The sequence below is a fragment of the Actinospica durhamensis genome (genome assembly GCF_018139695.1).
GTDB classification, from domain to species: Bacteria; Actinomycetota; Actinomycetes; order Streptomycetales; family Catenulisporaceae; genus Actinospica; species Actinospica durhamensis.
Genome location: NZ_JAGSOG010000453.1, coordinates 1 through 3,773, shown reverse-complemented (window position 1 = coordinate 3,773; position 3,773 = coordinate 1). Strand labels below are relative to the sequence as shown.

At 71.2% G+C, this 3,773-nt stretch carries 5 protein-coding genes; 2 read left to right on the top strand and 3 right to left on the bottom strand.

The window, feature by feature from the left end; translation table 11 throughout:
* The coding region (locus KDL01_RS39715; protein WP_212533892.1) for a hypothetical protein at positions 1–253 on the bottom strand (253 nt) is incomplete at its 3' end.
* 124 nt (positions 254–377) lie between these two features.
* Here KDL01_RS39715 and KDL01_RS39710 point away from each other — a divergent pair.
* Positions 378–920 carry a DUF4240 domain-containing protein gene (locus tag KDL01_RS39710; protein ID WP_212533891.1) on the top strand — a complete coding sequence of 181 codons (543 nt, stop codon included), beginning with the start codon at positions 378–380 and terminating at the stop codon, positions 918–920.
* 43 nt (positions 921–963) lie between these two features.
* On the opposite strand, the gene KDL01_RS39705 is transcribed toward KDL01_RS39710, so the two are convergent.
* On the bottom strand, positions 964–2,286 hold the full coding sequence (locus tag KDL01_RS39705; protein ID WP_212533890.1) for a serine hydrolase domain-containing protein: 1,323 nt from the start codon (positions 2,284–2,286) through the stop codon (positions 964–966).
* Entirely contained in the window at positions 2,283–3,206 is a 924-nt protein-coding gene (locus tag KDL01_RS39700; protein ID WP_212533889.1) for a recombinase family protein, read from the bottom strand. Before KDL01_RS39700 ends, KDL01_RS39705 begins: the two co-directional genes overlap by 4 nt.
* Before the next feature lie 148 nt (positions 3,207–3,354).
* Between KDL01_RS39700 and KDL01_RS39695 the strand changes: the two genes are divergently transcribed.
* Complete coding sequence (locus KDL01_RS39695) at positions 3,355–3,717, top strand: VOC family protein (protein WP_246577635.1); 363 nt, start codon at positions 3,355–3,357, stop codon at positions 3,715–3,717.
* Positions 3,718–3,773: the final 56 nt, after the last annotated feature.

Here is a 3,773-nt window from a genome sequence, read left to right as displayed (position 1 = left end):
CCCGCAACACCAGCGACCTGGCCGCGAGGGCCACCTGCTGATCGTGCCGGTAGGCCGCACGCCCCAGAAAGCCGGTGAGGGAAAGACCGAGCGCGAACACCACGACCGAGCAGATCACCCGCCGCGCGGTCGCGTGCGCCGGCACCAGCGCCCGCTTGTCCGAACCGAGCCCCTCCTCGCCCCACCACTCCACCCCGTCCTCGTCGAACTCCTCGTCGGGATCGAGGAACTCCACCCGCGGATCGTCGTGCATGAGAACCCTCCCCGGGGCCCGAGTGCGACACGGATCATACTTCTGCGAAAGATCATAGACACCGGGCACGGCGGCCGGCCCAGTGGGGTTCGCGCTGTCGGTCCCCACCTCCATACTTCCCAGCATGGACACGGACGGCTTCTGGCACCTGATCGACCGCGCACGTGGGCAATCCGAGGGCGACGCCGACGTCGTCGCGGCGAACGCCGCCGACTTGCTCGCCGCGATGGCCCCCGAAGAGATCATCGCCGCGCACCGGCTGCTGTGGGAACGGCTCGCCGTTTCCTACACGGCACCGCTCTGGGCTGCGGCGTACGTAATCAACGGTGGCTGCTCGGACGATGGGTTCGAGTACTTCCGGGGCTGGCTCGTCGCCCAGGGCCGGGACGTTTTCGAGCGGGCGATGGCCGATCCCGACAGTCTCGCCGACCACCCCGCCGTCCAGGCCGCCGCCGAGGAGTGGGAGGAGCTCGAGTGCGAGCCGACCCTCGGCGTCGCACGCAGCGCCTACCAGCGATCGACCGGCGAGCCTCTGCCCCAGAACGCCTGGCACATCAGCTATCCGACGCTGGGTGGCGAATTCTGGTTCGACTTCGAGGACAGCGATCGACTCGCCCGGAAGCTGCCCCGGCTCACCGCGCTGCACGATCGGCGGCGCGCCGGCTGAGCTCGAACGCGCTCACGAGCCGCTGACGTTGTCGACGGCCGGTCTAGCCGGGCAGCGGGGTGAGGCCGCCCAGGGCGCCGTTCGGCAGGATGGCGAGGCGGATGCCCAGGGGGCGGCGGCTGCAGGTGATCGCGACGTCGGCGATGAGTGCTCCGCCGGCTGCGGTCTGCTCGTGGCGGATGGTGACGGTCGAGGGATCAGGATCGCCTGCGGAAGCAAGGGCGCGGTGCCAAGCGGCGGCGATCATGTCAGGACTCGTTTTCTCGCGGCGGGCTGGTACGAGGCCTTCATGGACGCGCTGGAACTTGCCCGCGAGCAGGAGTTCTACGGTTTCGACGGCCTTGCGGCGCCAGTCTTCGAAGGGGCGGGCGGGCTCGGCGTCGCCCGGGTCTTGGCCGGTGAGTGCGCGTTGGGCCGCAGCCTTGAAGTGTGATGCGAGGGCGATGCTTCCGCCGTACGCGGCGAGCATGGCGACGGCGCCTTCGTGGCCGGGAGCCCGGTTCAGGTGGACGCAGGCTGTGAAGCCGGCCGTGGCGCCGCTGTGTTCGCGCAGCGTGCCGCCGCGTGCGAGCCAGCCGAGTGCTTGCTCCGTGTCGGGGTTGACGCGTACGCGCGGCTCCTGGGCGAGCTTGATGGCGTCGCCGAGCGGGGTGGCGGGCGGGAAGAGGCAGGCGCGGGCATAGCGGGCGAAGTCTTCGATCGTAGCTTCCACTCCGCCGGCGCCGAGCGGGTGGGCGCGGGGGCCGACTGGGCCGGTGCTGCCGTGGCCTTCGAGGAGTAGTCCGTCGTCGGCGTCGCTCTCGGCGTGGCCGACGCGCGAGTCTGCCATGCCCAGGGGCTCGAGCAGGTGTTCTTGGAGCAGTCGCGGGTATGGCAGGGTGCTGGCGCGCTCGAGAATTAGGGCAAGTAGTTGGTATCCCAGGTTTGAGTAAGCCCACGGCGACGCATCGGGCGCGGAGTTCGGCGTGAGTTGGCGCAGATCGTGCTCTGCGTGCGCGAAACCGTAGCCGGACCAGGGGTCTTTGGGATTGCTCGACGCCCGCTCACGCATCTGTGGGCTCATCCCCGGCAGTCCGGACGTGTGGGTCGCGAGCTGCACGACGGTGATGCGCGCGTTGTCGCCGGCGTCGAGCCAGCGGCCGATCTCGTCGTCGAGCCCGAGTGCGCCCTCGCCGACGAGCAGGGCGAGCAGCGTCGCGGTCATGGTCTTGGTGACGGAGCCGATCTCGAAGCGGGCAGCCGAGTCGGCGGTCGAGGGAGTGATGTCGACTTTTGATGAGTCGGTGCTGATCGTGGCGGCGGCGAGTGCGGCATCGGGGGCGGGGATGTGCGGGCTGACGGCGGCGATCAGGTCGGACGGATTCATACGGTTACCCGCTTCGGCTCGGTGGTGCCGTCGTATGCGGCCAGGGCTCGGTAGACGGAGGCGAGCGACGGGTGCTCGCCTGCATGCTTTCCGGACGCGATGACGAGGCGCTGCGCGATCTGCGGGACCGGCACCCCCTCGTCGCGCAGGCCGATCGCCTGGGCCAGCAACGCATCATCGATCACGCGTGGTCGGCCGGAACGCCGACCCTCCGCCTCGGCGGCCCGGCGACCTGCGGCGTTGCGCTCGCGGGCGTATGCGAGGTCGAGCATGCGGGCGGCGCCGAGGACGCTGAAAAGTGTTGTCGTGGTGGGACGCGAGTGCGGGTCGTGCAGTCCGGCCAGGGGGCCGTCGAGGATCTCGAGGCGGACGCCGGACGTGGCCAACGCGGTTGCCACCTCGGCAAGTTCAGTCGCGTTGCGGGCCAGGTCGGACAGGGTGACGACGGTGAGAGTCACCGAGCCTGCGGCTTCGGCGGACGCCGTGGACGCGGCTGACAGGGCCCTGTCGCGCTCGGGGCGGGCTGCGGCGAGGAGCGGGGTCTGGTCGGTGAAGATGCGCGCGCAGCCGTTCGCTCGGAGCACGTCGTGCTGCGTGCGGGCGGCTTCGGCGCTCGGGCCGGACGCGTAGCCGAACCGCTCGTCCGTATGCGGGCTCTGCCAGGGGCCGCCCGGGGCGCGGTCCGCGGGGACGAGCACTTCGGGGTCGGTGAGTTCGGGGACCAGGAGCAGGCGGGCGGTGTGGTAGCGGAACGCCGTGTTGCCGTTCGCGGTACGGCAGGCCGAACTGGGCGGCGCGGCGCAGGTCGGGCAGAGGTGAGCCTCGATCCGGGCGGGCAGGTCGGGTGCTGCCGGATGCCGGGCGGGCTGCGCAGGCTGGTGGGGCGAGTGCGAGTGCGGGCGCTGGCTCGAGGGCGGCATAGTGCGAATTTCTCAGAACTCACTCGCAGAAGTCAAGGCGCGGGCACCGTCAAGGCGCGGGTCCGCCAAGGCGCGGGCACCGTCCGAACCCGCCGGATCTGTCAGTGCGGCCTGGCAGCATCAGTACATGCGGAGTCGACTTGCTGGAATGTGGTGGGGACCGGCGCTCGAGGCACCTGATCCCGGGGCGCTCGCGCGGTTCTACGCGGCGCTGTTGGAGTGGCCGCTCGTGCACGAGGAGCCCGGTACGGCCGTGGTCGGGGCACCGGGCGGGGCATGTTTCCTGGTGTTCCAGCAGGCGCAGGGGTATCGGGCGCCGGTGTGGCCGCCGCGGGCGGGCGAGCAGCGGCCGATGATGCATCTGGACTTCCAGGTCGGCGACCTCGAGGACGCGGTGGGCGAGGCGCTGGCGCTCGGCGGGGTGTTGGCCGAGCATCAGCCGCAGCCGAACGTGCGGGTGTTGTTCGATCCGGCGGGGCATCCGTTCTGCCTGTGCCGGGACGAGGGCTGAGGGGCGGACGGGCGCGGGGCGCCGGCGCGGGATCGGGGGCGGCCGAGGTCAGGGCG